Here is a 19,501-nt window from a genome sequence, read left to right as displayed (position 1 = left end):
CCTTGCGGCATACGGGTGCGGTAGGGCGAATCTACAGGGCCGTTACGGTGGCCCGTCACGCAGCGTCAGCCTCGGCCTGGCGAGCCGCCCAGCTCGCCTTGATCGCGTCGATCCGGCGCCCGTAGTGCACCGAGCACCACCACAGGCCCGCGAAGACCGCGCCCAGGAAGAACATCGTCGGGACCACGAAACCGCTCGCGATCAGGCCGATCTGCAACGCCCAGCCGAGCTCCACCGCGCCCCGGCGGGAGAGCATCCCGCACAGCAGCACCGACAGCAGCATCGTCACGCCGCAGACCGTCCACACCTCGGCCTGGGTCAGGTCCGGGTTCTTCATGGCCACCAGGCCCGCGAAGCCGACGACGAAGAATTCACCGATCAGCGTGCTCGCGCAGAGCGTGCGCATCGATCCCTCAGCCCCTCTTGAACAGCAGGCGGGCCTCGCCCACCGTGATCACGGAACCGGTCACGAGGACCCCGGCCCCTCCGTATTCGGCCTCTTCCTCCGCGAGCGTGACGGCCGCCTCCAGGGCGTCGTCCAGCCGCGGCTCCACCTGCACCCGGTCGGGGCCGAAGACCTCGACCGCGATCGCGGCCAGCTCGTCCGCGCCCATCGCCCGGTGGCTGGTGTTCTCGGTGACGACGACCTCCGCGAAGATCGGCTCGAAGGCCTCGAAGACGCCCTTGACGTCCTTGCCCTCGCTCGCCGCCACCACACCGATCAGCCGGCTGAAGCCGAACGCCTCGGTCACCGCCTCCGCGGTGACCTGCGCGCCGGCCGGGTTGTGCGCGGCGTCCAGGATGACCGTCGGGCTGCGGCGCACGACCTCCATCCGGCCCGGCGAGGTCACCGAGGCGAAGGCCTGCCGGACCGTGTCCACGTCCAGCTCGCGCGCCTGCTGCCCGCCGACGCCGAAGAAGGCCTCGACGGCGGCCAGCGCGACCGCCGCGTTGTGCGCCATGTGGGCGCCGTACAGCGGCAGGAAGATGCCCTCGTACTCGCCGCCCATCCCGCGCAGCGTCAGCATCTGGCCGCCGACCGCCACCTCGCGGGAGACCACGCCGAACTCCATGCCCTCGCGGGCCACGGTCGCGTCGACCTCCACGGCCCGCTTCAGCAGCACCTGCGCCGCGTCCACCGGCTGCTGCGCCAGGATGACGGTGGCGTCCTGCTTGATGACGCCGCCCTTCTCCTGGGCGATCTCGCCGGGCGTGGAGCCCAGCCGGTCCGTGTGGTCCAGGCTGATCGGGGTGATCACCGCGACCGAGGCGTCGATCACGTTGGTGGCGTCCCAGGTGCCGCCCATGCCGACCTCGATGACGGCCGCGTCGACGGGCGCGTCCGCGAAGGCCGCGTACGCCATGCCGGTGAGGACCTCGAAGAAGGACAGCCGGAAGTCCTCGGCGGCGTCGACCATCTCCACGTACGGCTTGATGTCGTGGTAGGTCTCGATGAAGCGCTCGGCGCTGATCGGCGCGCCGTCCAGGCTGATCCGCTCGGTGACGGACTGGACGTGCGGGCTGGTGTAGCGGCCGGTGCGCAGCTCGAAGGCGTTCAGCAGGGCCTCGATCATGCGGGCCGTGCTGGTCTTGCCGTTCGTACCGGTGACGTGGATGGTCGGGTAGGCGCGCTGGGGCTGGCCGAGGACGTCCATCAGCGCCTCGATGCGGCTGACGGAGGGGTCCAGCTTGGTCTCGCCCCAGCGGGTGGAGAGCTCCTGCTCGACCTCCTGGAGCGCCTTGGCCACCTCGGGGTCCTCGGGGCGGGAGGGCACCGGGTCACCCGTCGGCGGGCCGGCCTGGGCGCGCAGGGTGCGGCTGCCGGCCTCGATCACCGCCAGGTCGGGGTCTCGGTCGGCTTCTTCCGCCACTATCTGGTCGAACTCGTCGAACGTGCCGTCGCGGTCGCGGTCCTGGCCCTCGGGCTGCTGCTCACTCACGGGCCCAGTCTACGGACGCGGGCCCCGAGGACTTTCGGCCCGGCCGTTTCGGGACCTTCGGCGGCGAAAGCGACCGGATCGTTATGCAAGCCTTGCGGACGGGAGATTGGGGAACAAATGCCGCAGGCCAGTACCGACAAGACCGCCTCCAGCCGGGACATAGGCATAGACCTGGGGACCGCGAACACCCTCGTCTACGCCCGTGGACACGGGATCGTCCTCAATGAGCCGTCCGTGGTCGCGGTCAAGGCGGGCACGACCACCGCCCTCGCCGTCGGTACGGAGGCCAAGGAGACCATCGGCCGCACCCCGGGCTCCATCACCGCGATCCGCCCCCTCAAGGACGGGGTGATCTGCGACTACGAGGCGGCCGAGGAGATGATCCGGCACTTCGTCCGCAAGGCGGTCCCCGGCCGGCGCCCCCGCACCCGGATGGTGATCTGTGTCCCGTCCGGGGTCACCCCGGTCGAACGGCGGGCCATCGTCCACGCCTCCACCCGGGCCGGCGCCCGCAGCGTCCACCTGATCGAGGAGCCGATGGCGGCCGCGATCGGGGCCGGGCTGCCGGTGGCCGAGGCGCGCGGTTCGATGGTGGTGGACATCGGAGGCGGCACCTCCGAGGTGGCCGTCATCTCCCTCGGCGGGATCGTCACCTCGCAGTCCCTGCGGATCGGCGGGGACCGGCTCGACACCGCGATCATGGACCACGTGCGCAAGGAGCACTCCCTGCTCATCGGCGAGCGCACCGCCGAGGACGTCAAGGTCGCCATCGGCTCGGCCTGGCCGGTGCCCGAGCGGCCGGAGCTGGAGAACCTCACCTTCACCGTGCGCGGCCGCGAGCGGGTCGGCGGCATGCCCAAGACCCTGGAGCTGACCGCGACCGACGTACGGGCCGCGCTGGACGAGCCGGTCGAAGCGATCATCGCCGCCGTCCGCGCCACCCTGGAGGAGTGCCCGCCCGAGCTTTCCGGCGACGTCATGGAGCACGGCATCGTCCTCACCGGCGGCGGCGCGCTGCTGCCCGGCCTGGACCTGCGCATGGCCTCCGCGACGGGCATCCCGGTCTTCGTCGCCGACGCCCCCCTGGACTGCGTGGCCCTGGGGTCGGGGCGCTGCGTGGAGGACCTCGACACCCTGGGCTCCCTGCTGTCCCCGGCGAAGGCCTGACGGGTACGGGTCCCCGGCGGGCTCAGCCGCGCGGCAGGGTCGCGAGGACCTCGTAGGCGTCCTCGCCCCGGCGGGCCGTCAGGGTGCCGCCCAGGCTGCGGACGCGTTCGGCCATGCTCGCCGTGCCCGAGCCCGCCGAGACCGGAGCCCGGCCCTGGGTGCGGGCGGGGAGGCGGTTGCTGACGGCGATGCTCAGGTGCGGGCCGTCGGCACGGATCGACACCTCGATCGTCTCGCCCCGGGCGTGCTTCGCCGCGTTCGTCAGGCACTCCTGCACCACCCGGTACACGGCCGCCTGCCGCAGCGGGGACAGGGCGTGCGCCTGCGGGTCCACCGTGAGCCGGACCGGCGATCCGGCCCGCCCGCTCTCCTCCGCCAGCGCCGCCAGCCCCTCCACACCCGGGGTCGAGGCCCGCTCCCCGCGCTGCACGATGATCTCGTTCAGCACGAGGTGGGCCCGGCGGGCGGTGTCGGACAGCTCCTCGAAGTCCTTCGCGTACGGGGTCTCGCGCGCCCGCATCGACAGCACCTCGGAGCGCACGGTCAGCAGGGTCAGCTCCCGCCCGACGAAGTCGTGGACGTCGCGGGCGACGGAGGTCCGCTCCTGCTGGACGGCGTTCAGCACGGCCGCCTCGGCCCGCCGGGCCTCCAGTTCCCGCACCAGGTCGTGCCGGTGGGCGGCGATGCCGACGGCGGAGGCGAGCACCCCGATGGGCACGATCAGGCTGAGGAAGGCGCTGAGGGTCGCCGCCTTGGGCTCGGGCCAGCCCGGCAGGCAGAACACCCCGAGCGCGAAGGCGACGTAGCCGGTGGTGGCCAGGACGGCGGCCCGGCGGCCCCGGTTGCGGCCGACGGAGTAGAGGGCGAACTGGATCAGCGTCAGCTCGTGCAGCCAGCCGATGAACAGCAGGGCGACGAGGTACGCGGCCCAGGGCATCCGGCGCCGTGCCAGCAGGGTCGTACAGCCGGCCGTCAGCACCAGGGCGGCCTGCCAGCCGTTGAGCGAGTTGTCGGCGGCGGCCAGGCCGGGCAGGTCGAGCGCCATCAGGCCCAGGCAGCTCAGTGCCGCGAGGACGTCCTGCGCCCGGGGCGAGGCGCCCCAGCCCTCGGCGAGCCGGCGCCCGCAGGCCACGGCCCGGTTCCATGCCGGGACGGAGGGCTTCAGGTGCATGCCCCCCATCATCCGTGGTCCGTGCCCGGGATCGGCTCAGCCATCTGGACATATCAAGTGATAAACGGCACTCCTGAGAGGGGCGTACGCCCCCGGTCCGGGCATGCGAAAGGCCCCCACCCGGGTGGGTGGGGGCCTTCCCCTCGTTCACGTGCCGGCTAGGCGGCGGGCAGGGCGTCCAGCTGGGACTGGATCCGGGCGATGTCCGCCTCGGCCTTGGCCAGCCGGCCCTTGATCTTGTCCACGACGTGGTCGGGGGCCTTGGCCAGGAAGGCCTCGTTCCCGAGCTTCGCCTCGGCCTGCTGCTTCTCCTTCTCGGCGGCGCCGAGGTCCTTGGAGAGGCGCGCCCGCTCGGCGGCCACGTCGATGGTGCCCGACAGGTCGAGGGCGACCGTGGCACCGGCGACCGGCAGGGTGGCGGTGGCGCTGAAGCCCTCGCCCTCCGGCTGGAGGCGCAGCAGCTGGCGGATGGCGCCCTCGTGCGCGGCGAGCGCCGTACCCGCCAGGTCCAGGCGGGCCGGGACCTTCTGGCCCGGCTGCAGCCCCTGGTCGGCGCGGAACCGGCGGACCTCGGTGACGACCGCCTGGAGATTCTCGATCTCCTTCTCGGCGGCCTCGTCACGGAAGCCACTGTCCTTCGGCCAGTCGGCGACCACGAGGGACTCGCCGCCGGTGAGGGTGGTCCACAGCGTCTCGGTGACGAACGGGACGACCGGGTGCAGCAGGCGCAGCATGGTGTCCAGGACCTCGCCGAGGACCCGGCCGGAGACCTGTGCGCCCTCGCCGCCCGCGAAGAAGGTCGTCTTCGACAGTTCGACGTACCAGTCGAAGACCTCGTCCCACGCGAAGTGGTACAGGGCCTCGCTCAGCTTCGAGAACTGGAAGTCCTCGTAGTACGCGTCGACCTGCGCGACGGTCTTGTTCAGGCGCGACAGGATCCAGCGGTCGGTGGCCGACATCTTCTCGACCGGCGGCAGCTCGCCCTCGATCGTCGCGCCGTTCATCAGCGCGAAGCGCGTGGCGTTCCAGATCTTGTTGGCGAAGTTGCGGGAGGCCTGGACCCAGTCCTCTCCGATCGGCACGTCCGTGCCCGGGTTGGCGCCCTTGGCCAGGGTGAAGCGGACGGCGTCGGAGCCGTACTTGTCCATCCAGTCCAGCGGGTCGACGACGTTGCCGAAGGACTTCGACATCTTCTTGCCGCGCTCGTCGCGGACCAGGCCGGTCAGGGCGATGGTCTTGAACGGGACCTCGCCGTCCATCGCGTACAGGCCGAACATCATCATCCGGGCGACCCAGAAGAAGATGATGTCGTGGCCGGTCAGCAGGACGTCGGTGGAGTAGAACTTCGCCAGGTCCGGGGTCTTCTCCGGCCAGCCAAGGGTGGAGAAGGGCCACAGGCCCGAGGAGAACCAGGTGTCGAGGACGTCGGTGTCCTGCGTCCAGCCCTCGCCCGCCGGCGGCTGCTCGTCGGGGCCGACGCAGACGACCTCGCCGTCCGGGCCGTACCAGACCGGGATGCGGTGGCCCCACCACAGCTGGCGGGAGATGCACCAGTCGTTGAGGTTGTCGACCCAGTCGAAGTAGCGCCGCTCCATCTCCTGCGGGTGGATCTTGACCCGGCCGTCGCGGACCGCGTCACCGGCGTTCTTGGCGAGGGTCTCGACCTTGACCCACCACTGGAGGGACAGGCGGGGCTCGATGGTCGTGCTGCAGCGGGAGCAGTGCCCGACGGAGTGCAGGTACGGACGCTTCTCGGCGACGATGCGGCCCTGCTCGCGCAGGGCGCCGACGACCGCGGACCGGGCCTCGAACCGGTCCAGGCCGAGGAAGGGGCCGTGGACGGTGATGACACCGTGTTCGTCCATGATCGTCATGTTGGGCAGGTTGTGCCGCTGCCCGATGGCGAAGTCGTTCGGGTCGTGGGCGGGCGTCACCTTGACGCAGCCGGTGCCGAACTCGGGGTCGACGTGCGCGTCCGCGACGACCGGGATCGAACGGTCGGTGAGCGGCAGCTTGATGAGCTTGCCGATCAGGTGCTGGTAGCGCTCGTCGTCCGGGTGGACGGCGATGGCCGTGTCACCGAGCATCGTCTCGGCACGGGTGGTGGCGACGACGAGGGTGTCCTCGCCCTCCCCGTACTTGATGGAGACGAGCTCGCCGGCGTCCTCCTGGTACTCCACCTCGATGTCCGAGATGGCCGTGAGGCAGCGGGGGCACCAGTTGATGATGCGCTCGGCGCGGTAGATCAGCTCGTCGTCGTAGAGCTTCTTGAAGATGGTCTGGACGGCCTTGGACAGGCCCTCGTCCATGGTGAACCGCTCGCGCGACCAGTCGACGCCGTCGCCGAGGCGGCGCATCTGGCCGAGGATCTTGCCGCCGTACTCTTCCTTCCACTGCCAGACGCGCTCGACGAACTCCTCGCGGCCCAGGTCGTGGCGGGACTTGCCCTCCTCGGCGAGCTGCTGCTCGACCTTGTTCTGGGTGGCGATGCCGGCGTGGTCCATACCGGGCAGCCACAGCGACTCGAAGCCCTGCATGCGCTTGCGGCGGGTCAGGGCGTCCATCAGCGTGTGCTGGAAGGCGTGGCCCAGGTGGAGCGAGCCGGTGACGTTCGGCGGCGGGATGACGATGGTGTACGCGGGCTTCTCACTCGCGGCGTCGGCCGTGAAGTAGCCACGCTCTACCCAGCGCTCGTAGAGCTTCCCCTCTACCTCGGCCGGCGCGTACTGGGTCGGCAGTTCGGAGTTGGGGGCACTGGGTGTCTGCGTGTTCTCGGTCACGGGGCACAGGATACGGCGGCCCCAGCCCGCGTCACGAATCCATTCCACCGGGGGCGCTCCCGTTGACCTTCCGCCTGGTCCTCCAGGACTCCGGGCCCCGTGTGGACGCGATCAAGCGGGGCCAGGGCGCCCCGAAGCCGGGGACCGACCCCGTGGCCGTGGTCTACGCCGACCAGGCGGGGCCGCGCAACTGGTGGTCAGCGGGGCGGCGGGCACCTTCACGGACGACGACCCCGGGGCCGTCCTCACCCGCGGCCTGCACGACATGGGCGTCGACGGGGCCGTCACCCAGGACTCCGGCACCCCGGCGGGCGGGGCGATGCGCTGCGGCACCCTGGCGTCCGGGGCGGGGCCGGTGACGCTGTGCATGTGGGCCGACCACAGCTCGCTGGTGACGGTCACCGTCCCGGTCGAGAACAGGCCGCCCACGCTCGAAGCCCTGGCCGGCCAGGCCCGCGCCCTGCGGGCGGCGATGGAAGTACCGGCCGGGTCGTAGTTCGGTAACGGCCCGGACCCCGATGCCCCGGTCGAACACGGCTTCCGCCAGGATGTGTGAAACGGATAAGCAAACCTCACAGGGGGACGCGGGATGAGTTACAACCAGCCAGGGCCGTACGGGCAGCAGCCCCAGCAGCCGGGCCCGTACGGGCAGCAGCCCCCGAACCCGTACGGCCAGCCCGCCCCGCAGCCGGGCTACGGCTACCCCCAGCAGGCCCCGCCCCCGGCCTACCCCCAGCCGACCCCTCCCCCGCCCCCGCCGCCGGCCTTCCCCCAGCAGGGCGGCTACCCGCAGCAGCCCCCGCAGCCCGCGTACGGCTACCAGCAGCCCCCGCAGCAGGGCTACATGCCCCCGCCGACGCCCCCGAAGAAGTCCAAGGCGGGCCCGATCATCGCGGCGGTCGTGGCCGTAGCCGTCATCGGCGGCGCCGGCTGGTGGTTCCTGGGCGGCGGCGCGGGCGGCTCGGTCTCGGACGCGACGAAGGGCTACAAGCTGGTCGCCCCTGAGTCGGTGGGCGAGTTCCAGAAGAACCCGAGCTACAAAGAGTCGCCCATCACCGACAAGGACAAGCAGGAAGCCGAGGCCGCGGGCATCAAGAACCCGACCAAGGTGGGCATGAGCTACCTGGCCGGCGACCCCAAGACCCCGCTGACCAACAAGAACCTGAACTTCAGCGGCTTCTACGGTGAGATCGCCGATCCGGAGAAGACGGTCGACGGCTACTTCGCCATGGCCAAGCTGAACCTCTCCAAGGCCAACGACAAGCTGACGGCCGATCTCATCGGAAGCCCGAAGGAGATCACCCCGTCGGGCTTCAAGGGCGCGGTGCTCAAGTGCCAGGAGCTCAAGTACACCTCGAAGGACCCGAAGGCGACGGGCGGCATCAAGGAGTTCTCGGCGCCGATCTGCATCTGGGGTGACTACAGCACCCTGGGCGTGGTCAGCGCCGGCGACACGGCCTCCGCGCTCGCCGGCAAGGCCGGCTACACCCTCGAGCAGGACGCGGACCTCGCCGCGAAGATCTACAACACCGCCCGCGTGAAGAAGTAGTCGCGCAGCACGGCACACGCAGAAGGGGCGCCCCCGGCCGGGAGCGCCCCTTCTCGTGTCTGCCGTGCGGCTACGCCGACTTCTCCTGCGGGCCCTGGTCCTTCGGGACGATGCGGGGGACCAGGGTCGGGTTGACGTTCGAGCGGACCACGTCCGCCGTGATGACCACGCGGGCCACGTCCTTGCGGGACGGGACCTCGTACATCACCGACATCAGGACCTCTTCCATGATGGCGCGCAGACCGCGCGCGCCCGTCTGGCGGAGGATGGCCTGGTCGGCGATGGCCTCCAGGGCCTCGCGCTCGAAGTCCAGCTCCACGCCGTCGAGTTCGAACAGCCGCTGGTACTGCTTCACCAGCGCGTTGCGCGGCTCGACCAGGATCTGGAGCAGGGCCTCGCGGTCCAGGTTGTGGACCGAGGTGATGACGGGGAGACGGCCGATGAACTCGGGGATCATCCCGAACTTCACCAGGTCCTCCGGCATGACCTCCTGGAACTGGTCGCTCGCCTCGATCTCCCGCTTCGAGCGGATCGTCGCCCCGAAGCCGATGCCCTTGGCGCCCGCGCGCGACTCGATGATCTTCTCCAGGCCGGCGAAGGCGCCGCCCACGATGAAGAGCACGTTCGTCGTGTCGATCTGGATGAACTCCTGGTGCGGGTGCTTGCGGCCGCCCTGCGGCGGCACCGAGGCGGTCGTGCCCTCCAGGATCTTCAGGAGGGCCTGCTGCACGCCCTCGCCGGAGACGTCGCGCGTGATCGACGGGTTCTCGCTCTTGCGGGCGACCTTGTCGATCTCGTCGATGTAGATGATCCCGGTCTCGGCCTTCTTGACGTCGTAGTCGGCCGCCTGGATCAGCTTGAGGAGGATGTTCTCCACGTCCTCGCCGACGTACCCGGCCTCCGTCAGCGCCGTCGCGTCGGCGATGGCGAACGGGACGTTCAGCATGCGGGCCAGCGTCTGGGCCAGCAGGGTCTTGCCCGAGCCCGTGGGGCCCAGCAGCAGGATGTTGGACTTCGCGAGCTCGATCGCGTCGTCGCGGCCCTGCGCGCCGCCGTTCTCGCCGGCCTGGACGCGCTTGTAGTGGTTGTAGACCGCCACCGAGAGCGCCTTCTTCGCCGGCTCCTGGCCGACGACGTAGCTCTCCAGGAACTCGTAGATCTCACGGGGCTTGGGGAGTTCCTCCCACCGGACCTCGGAAGTCTCCGCGAGTTCCTCTTCGATGATCTCGTTGCAGAGGTCGATGCACTCGTCGCAGATGTACACACCGGGTCCTGCGATGAGCTTCTTCACCTGCTTCTGGCTCTTCCCGCAGAACGAGCACTTGAGCAGGTCGCCGCCGTCACCGATGCGTGCCACGAGGTGCTTCCCCTTCGCCTGGGAGACGCTTGGTTCAGCGCTCCTGGTGCCTCATATCCGACGGTACCTTGCCGGGGGCCCCGTACGGGGCCCCCTTGGCACGGTTCACATCGCGGAATCCGCGCTGCGGCCGCGCCAACTGGCGGCAAGGATCAGGCCGCGTTCATCTTGCGGGTCGAGACGATCTGGTCGATCAGCCCGTAGGCCAGCGCGTCCTCGGCCGTGAGGATCTTGTCGCGCTCGATGTCGTCGCGGATCTTCTCGATCGGCGTCGTCGAGTGCTTGGCCAGCATGGTCTCCAGCTGGTCGCGCATGCGCAGGATCTCGTTGGCCGCGATCTCCAGGTCGGAGAGCTGCTCGCGGCCCGTGCCGCCGGACGGCTGGTGGATCAGCACGCGGGCGTTCGGGAGGGCCATGCGCTTGCCCGGCGTACCGGCGGCGAGCAGGACCGCGGCGGCGGAGGCCGCCTGGCCCATGCAGACCGTCTGGATGTCGGGCTTCACGAACTGCATCGTGTCGTAGATGGCCGTCAGCGCCGTGAAGGAGCCGCCGGGGCTGTTGATGTAGATCGAGATGTCGCGGTCCGGGTCCATCGACTCCAGGCACAGCAGCTGGGCCATGACGTCGTTGGCGGAGGCGTCGTCGATCTGCACGCCGAGGAAGATCACGCGCTCCTCGAAAAGCTTCGCGTACGGGTCGTACTCGCGCACGCCCTGCGAGGTGCGCTCGACGAAGCGCGGGACGACGTAGCGGTTGTCCACCTGCGGGCCGGAGTAGAGGCCGCTCGCGGAGAAGTTGTTCTGCATCTGGGTGTTCACCATCCTGGTGGCGTTCTGCGGGCTGGGGTTGCCTGGAGCGGGCCTGCGGGCGTACGGGGCCGTACGCCGGGCCCGGGGCGGTCAGGCCCCGGTGCCGCCGCCGCCCGGGACCAGGGACGCGGCGGAGATGATCTCGTCGATGAGGCCGTACTCCTTGGCCTCCTCCGCCGTGAACCAGCGGTCGCGGTCGCCGTCGCGGATGATGGCCTCCACGGTCTGGCCCGAGTGGTGCGCGGTGATCTCGGCCATGCGCTGCTTGGTGCGCAGCAGGTACTGGGCCTGGATCTTGATGTCCGACGCGGTGCCGCCGATGCCGGCGGAGCCCTGGTGCATCAGGATGTCGGTGTTCGGGAGCGCGAAGCGCTTGCCCGGGGTGCCGCCGGTGAGCAGGAACTGGCCCATGGAGGCGGCCATGCCCATGCCGATGGTGATGACGTCGTTCGGGATGTACTGCATGGTGTCGTAGATCGCCATGCCGGCCGTCACGGAGCCACCGGGGCTGTTGATGTACAGGTAGATGTCCTTCTCCGGGTCCGCGGCCAGGAGGAGGAGCTGCGCCGTGATCTTGTTGGCGATCTCGTCGTCGACCTGCTGGCCGAGGAAGATGATGCGCTCGCCGAGCAGCCGGTTGTAGACATGGTCGCCGAGGCCGCCACCGATGGACGGCTCACCCGCGGCGTAAGGCTTCAGATTCGTCACGTATCCACCTGCTCGTCTCCGACGGCCACATGCCGTCTCAGCGTCTCGTTCTGGGGCGCGGACCGGCCGGTGGTGCGATGCCCCGCCGGCTACGGGTAGTCCCGTGCCCTCGTATTCATGGACCCTAACGCGCAGGTCGGACAACGCCATCCCGCTTCCCGAACTGTTCGCTCGGAGCGCAAGGTCCCGAGGGCCCCGCGAGGGCACGCGGAAGGGCCCGTACGCGACTGCGTCCGGGCCCTTCGCGGCACTGCTCGGCGGGCTCAGCCCGGGGTGTTACTTGGCCTCGTCGGCCTTGGCCTCGTCGTCACCCTCGACGGCGGCCTCGACGACCTCGGCGGCCGTCTCGACCTCGTCCTCGTCGTCGGACAGGTCGATGACCTCACCCTTGGTGTCGACGACCTTGGCGGCCTCGACGACGACCGCGAGGGCCTTGCCGCGGGCGACCTCGCCGACCAGCATCGGGACCTGGCCGCCCTCGACGACGGCCTGGGCGAACTGGTCGGGGGACATGCCGGAGGACTGCGCGCGGCGCATGAGGTGCTCGGTGAGCTCCTCCTGGTTGACGCCCAGCTTCTCCTTGTTGACCAGCGCGTCGAGGACGAACTGGGTCTTGATGCCCTTGACGGCCTGCTCGGAGGTCTCGGCGTCGAACTCCTCGACCGTCTTGCCCTGGATCTCGAGGAACTTCTCGAGGTTCAGGCCCATCTGGCCGAGCTGGTGGTGCTCCAGGTTGTGCTTGCGGGTCTGGACCTCGTCCGCGAGGAGCTTCTCGGGGATCGGGACCTCGACGAGCTCCAGCAGCTTCTCCAGGACGCGCTCCTGGGCCTGCGTGGCCTGGTCGTACTGCTTCATGTTCTCGAGGCGCTTGCGGCTGTCGGCCTTCAGCTCCTCGAGGGTGTCGAACTCGCTCGCCATCTGCGCGAACTCGTCGTCCAGCTCCGGCAGCTCACGGGCGGAGACCTTGGTGACCTTGACGGTGACCTCGGCGTCCTTGCCCTCGGCGGAGCCGCCCTTCAGCTGCGAGGTGAAGGTGGCCTCGCCACCGGCCTCGAGGCCCTTGACGGCCTCGTCGATGCCGTCGAGGAGCTCGCCCGAGCCGATGGTGTAGGAGACGTCGGTGGCGACGCCGTCCGCGAGGACCTCGCCGTCGACCTTGGCCTCGAGGTCGATGGTGACGACGTCACCCTCGGCGGCGGCGCGCTCGACGTCCTTGGTGGACGCGAAGCGGCTGCGCAGCTGCTCGACCGACTTCTCGACGTCCTCGTCCGAGACCTCGACGGCGTCGACCTCGACCTCGATGCCGGAGTAGTCCGGGATCTCGATCTCGGGGCGCACGTCGACCTCGGCGGTGAAGGCCAGCAGCTCGCCGTCCTTCAGCTCGGTGATGTCGACCTCGGGCTGACCCAGCGGGTTCAGGTCGGCCTCGTTGACGGCCTCGGTGTAGAACTTCGGGAGGGCGTCGTTGACGGCCTCCTCCAGCACCGCACCGCGGCCGAAGCGCTGGTCGATGACGCGGGCAGGGATCTTGCCCTTGCGGAAGCCCTTCACCGTGACCTGCTGGTTGATCTTCTTGTACGCCGCGTCGAGGCTGTCCTTGAGCTCCTCGAAGGGCACCTCGACAGTGAGCCGAACCCGAGTCGGGTTCAGGGTCTCCACGGCGCTCTTCACGGTTCGGTCTCCTTGTGGCTGACTGCTGGGGGTTCTGCCGGATCGCTGCGATTCAGCGGCCTCGGCGGATTCGGCCCGGTACATCAGACACACGGGCACGCAGCTTGCATAGTAACCGCAAGCGGCAATCAGCCCACAACGCGATCTTCGTGGGGGGACTGCTGGTGGTCGGGGTGGCCGGATTCGAACCGACGACCTTCCGCTCCCAAAGCGGACGCGCTACCAAGCTGCGCCACACCCCGTCGGTGCGACACGTAGGGTACACGCCCGAAAACCCTCCGACGCCCCCGGTTTTCCCGCCGGGCGCACGCGCGCGTGGAGCGGGGCGGGGACACGGCGCCCGAAAGCGGTGTGCACTCCCCCGCCGCGACCCGCTAGGATGCTGTCCGTGCCGCGGTCCGACGGACCTGCGGCGCGCGTGTTGCGGGTGTAGCTCAATGGTAGAGCCCTAGTCTTCCAAACTAGCTACGCGGGTTCGATTCCCGTCACCCGCTCTGGACGGCTCAGGGCCGGACCGAGGACTGCTCCTCGGTCCGGCCCTGACGCGTTTCGCGGCCCGTGGGGGCTTTCAGAGCTTGATGCCGGCGATGGTGTCGGCGAGGGAGTTCAGGAAGCGGTTGACGTCCGGGGCGATGGAGCTGGACGCGAGGAAGAAGCCGAAGAGGACGGCGACGATCGCCGGGCCCGCCTTCATGTGCTTGCCGCGGATCAGGATCACCAGGATGACCGCCAACAGAACCACCACTGACAGCGAAATGGCCACTTCTGATCACACCTTCGGTCGTCCCCTGGCCGGCCCGGGGCATGCGCCCGTGCACACCCCCACATGGACCATCCTCCCACCAACCGGGCCCTCCTATCCGCCCCGTGACGAATCGACGAGACGGCTTTCGCGCCAAACGGAGACGAACCGGAGACATTTCGGGCGGGAGGGGAGCGCCGGGCGGGAGGTCAGGGGGCGGTGATGCCGAGGAGGGAGCGGACGCGGGCGTACTTCGCGGTCAGCCGGTCCCGGGTGGGCGCGTCCAGCACGGAGAGGCGTACGGGGTCCGCGTTGTGCGCGAGGTCGGCCTCCTTGACGAGGACGGCCCCGGGCGTCGCGAGGATCCGGGCCGTGTACTCCTCCACCGGTTCTCCGGGGCGCTTCGTGAGCGCCAGGACCATGTCCTTGACCTCTTGCGGGAGGGCGGCCGCCGCGAGCTGCTCCGCGCTGAGCGCGTCGTCCTCGACGGAGTCGTGCAGCCAGGCGGCGGCCTGCTGGGCGGGGGTGCCGCCGCGCTTGCTCACGCCCTCGGCCACGGCCGCGAGGTGCTCGGCGTAGGGGCGGCCGGCCTTGTCGGTCTGGCCCTCGTGCGCGGAGCGGGCCAGGGCCTCGACCTCGGCGAGGGTCAGGGAGCGTTCGGTCATGCGATCTCCTTCGTTGCCGCGCGGAGGGCTTCGGCGGCCCGGCGCACGTCGGCAGGTGTAGTACGCCAGTTGGAGAACGCGGCGCGCAGGCCGGGGGTTCCCCCGAGGACGGTGGGGGTCACGAAGACCTCGGCGGACACGGCTTCGCGCAGGGCGGCCAGCCGTTCGGGGGTGGGGTCGTCGGCGAGGGTGAAGCAGACGACGTTGAGGCGTACGGGGGCGAGCAGGCGCAGGGCCGGGTCCGCCTCCAGGAGCCCGCCGAGCTCGAGGGCGCAGGCGGTGTCGCGTTCGACGATCTCCCGGTGGCCCTCGCGGCCGTAGGCGCGCAGGGTGAACCAGGCGGCCAGGGCGCGCAGCCGGTGGGAGTTCTCCGGGGTGAGGTGGACCAGGTCGGGGTCGGCGCCGAGGGGGCCGAGGTAGGCGGCGGAGTTGGCGAAGACGCGGGCCTGGAGGTCGCGGCGGCGGGTGAACTGGACGGCGCTGTCGTAGGGGACGTTGAGCCACTTGTGGAGGTCGACGCAGACGGAGTCGGAGGCGTCGAGGCCCTCGGTGAGGTGGGCGTGGTCCGGGGAGAGGGCGGCGAAGGCGCCGAAGGCGGCGTCGGTGTGCAGCCAGAAGTCGTGGCGGTCCTTGAGCGCGGCGACGGCCCGGAGGTCGTCGAAGTCGACGGTGTTGACGGTGCCGGCGTTGGCGACGACGACGGCCGGGCCCGGGGTGTCGGCGAGGGCGCGGTCCAGGGCGGCGGGGTCGACGGCCTCGCGGCCGGGCAGCGTGGGCACCGGGACGAGGGCGGCGCGGCCGAGGCCGAGGACGGAGAGGGCCTTGGCGATGGAGGAGTGCGGGGCGCCGGAGAGGACGCGGACGGGGCCGAGCGCGGCGACGCCGTCCTGGGCCGGGGAGACGCCGAGGCGCTCTCCGAGCCATTCGCGGGCGAGGGCGAGGCCGACGGTGTTGGACATGGTGGCGCCGCTGACGAAGGTGCCGGTGTGGGCGGGGGTCAGCCCGAAGAGCTCGCGGAGCCAGGCGACGGTCTCGCGTTCGAGGTGCTGGCCGGCGCCGTCCATGCCGGAGTTGGAGTTCTGGTCGTGGACGGCGGTCAGCCAGTCCCCCGCGAGGGCGGCGGGGGTGGCGCCGCCGGTGACGAAGCCGAGGTAGCGGGGGCCGGCGGAGGCGGAGAGGCGGGGCTCCCAGCGGTCCCGGAAGTCGGCGAGCGCGGCCTCGGCGCCGGCGCCGTGCGCGGGGAGGCGGCGGGGTTCGGGCGGCCCGTCCCGCAGGGGCACGACGGGCCGCGCGTCCAGCCCGGCGAGGGCCTCTGCGGAGGCGTCCCTGACGGCGTCGAGGAGGGCGGGGAGGCGGGCGAGGTCGGCGGCGAGGGTGGGGTCCATGGGCGGAAGGTATCCCCGGCGGGGCTCACCCGAACGGGCCAATCCCGCCCCGGTGGCCCGGAACGCCCATGCCGCTGCCGGCCGGGGGCGCGGGTGCGGGTGCGGATGCCGCTGCGCGGAGCCGTCTCCCCGCCCCGCCCTTCCTCCGTTCCCAGGGGGCTCCGCCCCCAGACCCCCGCGCCTCAAACGCCGACGCGGCTAGAAGGGCGCGCGGCGGATCAGGAGGAGGGCTCGGTCGTCGTTGACGTCCTTCGCGACCTTTTCGATCAGGTGCCAGGCCGCCCCCTCCCACCCGGCGGCCACGTACCGGTCGGCCTCCCCCGTCAGCCGGTCGATGCCCTCGCTGATCTCGCGGTCGGCGGTTTCGACCAGGCCGTCGGTGAAGAGCATCAGGACGTCGCCGGGCCGCAGGTTCCCGCGGGCCGGTTCGAACTCGGCCCCGTCGTAGACGCCCAGCAGCGGTCCCTCGCCTGACCTCTCCTGCCAGCGGCCGGTTCCGGCGGACAGCTGGAGGGCGGGGAGGTGGCCGGCGGAGAGGAGTTCGTAGTCGCCGGTCTCCAGGTCCAGGACGAGGTGGATGGAGGTGGCGAAGCCCTCGTCCCAGTCCTGGCGGAGCAGGTAGCCGTTGGCGGCGGGGAGGAAGTCCTGGGGCGGGAGGGCGCCGAGGAGGCCGCCGAAGGCGCCGGAGAGGAGGAGGGCCCGCGATCCGGCCTCCATGCCCTTGCCGGAGACGTCGGTGAGGACGACCTCCAGGGTGCGCCCCCCGTTGGTGCGGGCGGCGACGACGAAGTCCCCGGAGAAGGACTGGCCGCCGGCCGGCCGCAGGGCCATCTCGCGGTGCCAGCCGGGCGGCAGGGCGGGCAGCTTGCTCTGCACCCGGATGCGTTCGCGCAGGTCGAAGAGCATGGTGCCGCCGCGCCGCCAGGGCACGCCGACGCGGCTGCGGAACTGGGCGATGATCAGCCCGAAGAACCCGCAGGCGGCGACGACGAGGACGGTTCCCGGGGTGACCCGGGCCGGCCCCTCGGTGTAGGGGCCGAGGACCAGGGCCTCGACGATCAGCGCGGTCGCGGAGGCGGCATAGAGGCCGAGCAGGCTGGCGGGCCGCAGCAGCAGGCCGCCGGCCACGATGGGCAGGACGAGCGCCGACGGCGAGAACCAGACGGGCAGCATCAGCGTGCCGCAGGCGATCGCGGGGACGGTCAGCAGCAGGCCCCCGAAGGCCAGCCAGTCGGACGCGTCGCCGCGGAAATAGTCGACGGCGGACTTGCGCAGGGCGGTGCGTGCCCGGTGCGACAGCATGCGCGCCCGGGCCATGAGCGTCTCCACACGTGCTCCGGCCATCGTTCGGGACCCTATCCATCATGGCTGTGTGCGCGCAGGGGTACCCCCGTTCCGCGGCTCCGGGAAGGCTCGAAAACAGTTCGACCGGCCCGTCTTGCCCTGGTAGGGATGACCACATGGCTCTTGATACGCGCGTATTGCAGGCTGATGAGTGGGATGTCTGGTACGACCATCTGGAACTGGCGTTCGGCGGTGTGCCGGAAACCCCCGAGGAGCGGACGCTCTACCGGTCCCTGACGGAGCTCGACCGCTCGCTGGGCGTCTGGGACGGCGGGACCTGTGTCGGCTCGGCCGGCGCCTTCAGCTTCCGGCTGTCGGTGCCGGGCGGGGCGGTGGTCCCGGCGGCGGGCGTGACGATGGTGGGCGTGGCGCCGACCCACCGCAGGCGGGGCGTGCTGACCTCGATGATGCGGCGCCAGCTGGACGACGTCCGTGCGGGTGGCGAACCGGTCGCCGTGCTGACGGCGTCGGAGCCGGAGATCTACGGGCGCTTCGGCTACGGCACGGCCGCCTACGCCCTGTCGTTCGACATCGACACGACCCGCGTACGGCTGAACGTGCCGCCGGGGACGGACGGGGTGCGGCTGCGGCTCGTGGACCCGCTGAAGTCGCTGGCCGACTGCGAGCGGGTGTACGCCGCCCTGGTCGCGGGCCGGCCGGGGATGCCGGCCCGGCAGCCGGGCTGGGAGCGGCAGGCGCTGCTGGACCCGGAGTCGCGGCGGGAGGGGGCGTCGCCGCTGAAGTGCGTGGTGGCGGAGGACGCCGACGGCACGGTCGTCGGCTACGCCCGGTACCGGGTGCGGCCGGACTGGGAGCCGACCGGGTCGGACGGCAAGGTGCTGGTCGGCGAGGTGGACGCGCTGGATCCGGCCTCGTACGCGGCGCTGTGGCGGTACCTGTTCGAGATCGACCTGACCTGGCACGTACAGGTGTACGGGCGGCCGGCGGACGATCCGCTGCTGCACCTGGTCAACGACGTCCGGCGGATCCGGGCGCGCCAGCGGGACGCGCTGCACCTGCGGGTGGTGGACCTGCCGGGGGCGCTGGAGGCGCGGGGGTACGGCGCTCCGGTGGACGTGGTGCTGGAGGTGGAGGACGCGTTCTGTCCGTGGAACGCGGGGCGGTGGCGGCTGACGGCCGACGGGTCCGGGGCGGCGCGCTGCGTGCGCAGCGATGACGCGGCGGAGCTGGAGCTGTCGGTGCGGGAGCTGGGCTCGGCGTACCTGGGCGGGGTGACGCTGACCTCGCTCGCGGCGGCCGGCCGCGTACGGGAGCTCCGGGCGGGCGCCCTGCGGGAGGCCTCGCGGGCCTTCGCGGGCGACGTCGCCCCCTGGCTTCCGCACGGCTTCTGACCCCGCCCCCCTCAGGGGGCGGCCCGCGCGGCTAGCGCTGCTGGCAGGTGGGGCACCAGAAGAGGTTGCGGTTGGCGAGGCCGGCCGTGCGGATCTCGCCGCCGCAGATGTGGCAGGGCAGGTTCGCGCGCCGGTACACGTACACCTCTCCCCCGTGGTCGTCCACGCGCGGCGGGCGGCCCATGGCCTCCGGGAGGTGTTCGTCGCGGACCGTGTCGATGCGGTTGCGGCGGACGCCCTCGCGCATGAGTGCGGCCAGGTCGGTCCACATCGCGTCCCACTCGGCGCGGGTGAGGTCCTTGCCCTGGCGGTAGGGGTCGATGCCGTGCCGGAAGAGGACCTCGGCGCGGTAGACGTTGCCGACCCCCGCGATGACCTTCTGGTCCATCAGGAGGGCGGCGACGGTGGTGCGGCTGCGGGAGATGCGGGACCAGGCGCGGCCGGGGTCGTCGGCGGGGCGCAGCGGGTCGGGGCCCAGGCGGTCGTGTATCGCCTTCTTCTCGGCCTCCGTGAGCAGCGCGCAGGCGGTCGGGCCGCGCAGGTCGGCGTAGTGGTCCTCGTTCAGCAGGCGCAGCCGCACCGTGTCGGTGGCCGGCGGGGCCGGGGCGGGGCCGAAGCCGAGTTTGCCGAAGAGGCCGAGGTGGATGTGGATCCAGGCGTCGCCGAGCTCCAGGAAGAGGTGCTTGCCGTGGGCCTCGGCGCTCTCCAGCTCGCGTCCGTCGAGCAGGGCGGCGCTTTCGGCGAAGCGTCCCTGGGGGCTGCTGACCCGGACCGGGCGGGCCGCGAAGCGCTCGGTGTGGTCCTGGGCGAGGCGGTGGATCGTATGGCCCTCGGGCACGCCGTGCTCCTGCTTCCTTCGGT

The 19,501-nt window shown here is 71.3% G+C and carries 17 protein-coding genes and 2 tRNA genes; 5 read left to right on the top strand and 14 right to left on the bottom strand.

Annotated features, from left to right (window positions below):
- Positions 1–55: 55 nt before the first annotated feature.
- Both ABT403_RS30120 and folC read right to left on the bottom strand, forming a co-directional pair.
- On the bottom strand, positions 56–406 hold the full coding sequence (locus ABT403_RS30120; protein WP_344156183.1) for a DUF4233 domain-containing protein: 351 nt from the start codon (positions 404–406) through the stop codon (positions 56–58).
- Positions 407–413: 7 nt separating this feature from the next.
- Positions 414–1,940, bottom strand: coding sequence for a bifunctional tetrahydrofolate synthase/dihydrofolate synthase (gene folC, locus ABT403_RS30115; RefSeq protein WP_344156186.1), 1,527 nt, complete (start codon positions 1,938–1,940; stop codon positions 414–416).
- Positions 1,941–2,057: 117 nt separating this feature from the next.
- Between folC and ABT403_RS30110 the strand changes: the two genes are divergently transcribed.
- Positions 2,058–3,107, top strand: a complete 1,050-nt coding sequence (locus ABT403_RS30110) for a rod shape-determining protein (RefSeq protein ID WP_344156189.1) — start codon at positions 2,058–2,060, stop codon at positions 3,105–3,107.
- 22 nt (positions 3,108–3,129) lie between these two features.
- Here the strand turns inward: ABT403_RS30110 and ABT403_RS30105 are convergent, their stop codons facing one another.
- A complete protein-coding gene (locus tag ABT403_RS30105) occupies positions 3,130–4,278 on the bottom strand; it encodes a histidine kinase (protein WP_344156192.1) in 1,149 nt (382 codons plus the stop codon).
- Positions 4,279–4,436: 158 nt separating this feature from the next.
- A complete protein-coding gene (locus tag ABT403_RS30100) occupies positions 4,437–7,058 on the bottom strand; it encodes a valine--tRNA ligase (protein ID WP_344156195.1) in 2,622 nt (873 codons plus the stop codon).
- Between the two features lie 193 nt (positions 7,059–7,251).
- Between ABT403_RS30100 and ABT403_RS30095 the strand changes: the two genes are divergently transcribed.
- Entirely contained in the window at positions 7,252–7,554 is a 303-nt protein-coding gene (locus ABT403_RS30095; RefSeq protein ID WP_344156198.1) for a hypothetical protein, read from the top strand.
- 93 nt (positions 7,555–7,647) lie between these two features.
- A complete protein-coding gene (locus ABT403_RS30090; protein ID WP_344156201.1) occupies positions 7,648–8,607 on the top strand; it encodes a hypothetical protein in 960 nt (319 codons plus the stop codon).
- Positions 8,608–8,677: 70 nt separating this feature from the next.
- Here ABT403_RS30090 and clpX read toward each other — a convergent pair whose 3' ends face one another.
- The 5 genes from clpX to ABT403_RS30065 all read right to left on the bottom strand — a co-directional run bounded on the left by clpX (position 8,678) and on the right by ABT403_RS30065 (position 13,394).
- On the bottom strand, positions 8,678–9,964 hold the full coding sequence (gene clpX / locus ABT403_RS30085; RefSeq protein ID WP_030297265.1) for an ATP-dependent Clp protease ATP-binding subunit ClpX: 1,287 nt from the start codon (positions 9,962–9,964) through the stop codon (positions 8,678–8,680).
- A 152-nt stretch (positions 9,965–10,116) separates the two neighbouring features.
- Positions 10,117–10,785: an ATP-dependent Clp protease proteolytic subunit gene (locus ABT403_RS30080; protein ID WP_045947945.1), complete on the bottom strand. Its 669-nt coding sequence runs from the start codon at positions 10,783–10,785 to the stop codon at positions 10,117–10,119.
- 78 nt (positions 10,786–10,863) lie between these two features.
- On the bottom strand, positions 10,864–11,481 hold the full coding sequence (locus tag ABT403_RS30075) for an ATP-dependent Clp protease proteolytic subunit (RefSeq protein ID WP_344156210.1): 618 nt from the start codon (positions 11,479–11,481) through the stop codon (positions 10,864–10,866).
- A 276-nt stretch (positions 11,482–11,757) separates the two neighbouring features.
- Positions 11,758–13,152: a trigger factor gene (gene tig / locus ABT403_RS30070; protein WP_344156213.1), complete on the bottom strand. Its 1,395-nt coding sequence runs from the start codon at positions 13,150–13,152 to the stop codon at positions 11,758–11,760.
- Positions 13,153–13,317: 165 nt separating this feature from the next.
- Positions 13,318–13,394: transfer RNA gene (locus tag ABT403_RS30065), tRNA-Pro, on the bottom strand.
- A 181-nt stretch (positions 13,395–13,575) separates the two neighbouring features.
- On the opposite strand from ABT403_RS30065, the gene ABT403_RS30060 reads away from it, so the two are divergent.
- A tRNA-Gly gene (locus tag ABT403_RS30060) sits at positions 13,576–13,646 on the top strand.
- A 74-nt stretch (positions 13,647–13,720) separates the two neighbouring features.
- On the opposite strand, the gene ABT403_RS30055 is transcribed toward ABT403_RS30060, so the two are convergent.
- The 4 genes from ABT403_RS30055 to ABT403_RS30040 all read right to left on the bottom strand — a co-directional run bounded on the left by ABT403_RS30055 (position 13,721) and on the right by ABT403_RS30040 (position 17,288).
- Positions 13,721–13,915: a hypothetical protein gene (locus ABT403_RS30055; RefSeq protein ID WP_030229627.1), complete on the bottom strand. Its 195-nt coding sequence runs from the start codon at positions 13,913–13,915 to the stop codon at positions 13,721–13,723.
- Between the two features lie 188 nt (positions 13,916–14,103).
- The gene (locus tag ABT403_RS30050) at positions 14,104–14,559 is read right to left on the bottom strand and encodes an HD domain-containing protein (RefSeq protein ID WP_344156220.1); all 456 of its coding nucleotides are present in this window, start codon (positions 14,557–14,559) and stop codon (positions 14,104–14,106) included.
- Complete coding sequence (locus ABT403_RS30045; protein WP_344156223.1) at positions 14,556–15,944, bottom strand: pyridoxal phosphate-dependent decarboxylase family protein; 1,389 nt, start codon at positions 15,942–15,944, stop codon at positions 14,556–14,558. The genes ABT403_RS30050 and ABT403_RS30045 overlap by 4 nt, the downstream gene beginning before the upstream one ends.
- Before the next feature lie 198 nt (positions 15,945–16,142).
- A complete protein-coding gene (locus ABT403_RS30040; RefSeq protein WP_344156226.1) occupies positions 16,143–17,288 on the bottom strand; it encodes a SpoIIE family protein phosphatase in 1,146 nt (381 codons plus the stop codon).
- A gap of 116 nt (positions 17,289–17,404) precedes the next feature.
- Between ABT403_RS30040 and ABT403_RS30035 the strand changes: the two genes are divergently transcribed.
- Positions 17,405–18,640, top strand: coding sequence for a GNAT family N-acetyltransferase (locus tag ABT403_RS30035; RefSeq protein WP_344156229.1), 1,236 nt, complete (start codon positions 17,405–17,407; stop codon positions 18,638–18,640).
- 31 nt (positions 18,641–18,671) lie between these two features.
- Here ABT403_RS30035 and ABT403_RS30030 read toward each other — a convergent pair whose 3' ends face one another.
- Positions 18,672–19,478 carry an Fpg/Nei family DNA glycosylase gene (locus tag ABT403_RS30030; protein ID WP_344156232.1) on the bottom strand — a complete coding sequence of 269 codons (807 nt, stop codon included), beginning with the start codon at positions 19,476–19,478 and terminating at the stop codon, positions 18,672–18,674.
- Positions 19,479–19,501 lie beyond the last annotated feature (23 nt).

It is taken from the genome of Streptomyces sp. NPDC000075, assembly GCF_040301925.1.
GTDB classification, from domain to species: domain Bacteria; phylum Actinomycetota; class Actinomycetes; order Streptomycetales; family Streptomycetaceae; genus Streptomyces; species Streptomyces polychromogenes.
Note: the sequence above shows the minus strand (reverse complement) of the source record. Positions and strands in the feature narration are given on the sequence as shown.